This window comes from Haemophilus sp. UMB1048, assembly GCF_030218125.1.
In the GTDB taxonomy this organism is placed as follows: Bacteria; Pseudomonadota; Gammaproteobacteria; order Enterobacterales; family Pasteurellaceae; genus Haemophilus_D.
In genome coordinates this window covers 1-243 of the sequence record NZ_JASOPB010000172.1, presented here as the reverse complement: position 1 = coordinate 243, position 243 = coordinate 1, and the positions used below count along the sequence as shown (strand labels likewise).

Here is a 243-nt window from a genome sequence, read left to right as displayed (position 1 = left end):
CCTGGCCTTCCGCGCCGGTATTTTCCGGCCAGCGCGCATTTCAGGCGGAAAATAAAAAACCGACCATCTATTTCTGGCGGATTGCCGATAACGGCGGTCTACCGCCGCCGGGCGAATATTGCCTTAATGATTACCTTGGCGATATTTATCTTGGCGGAGTACAGGCGATGCGCTTTAGCGTCAGTGGGCTCTGTATTCAGGTCAAATCACCCACCTGCAAGATTACTGACGACAGTAAAAACA

The 243-nt window shown here is 51.9% G+C and carries 1 protein-coding gene; it reads left to right on the top strand.

Annotation, left to right across the window (positions count from 1 at the left end):
• On the top strand, positions 1-243 hold a 243-nt coding region (locus QP437_RS10345), incomplete at both ends, for a hypothetical protein (RefSeq protein ID WP_285267777.1).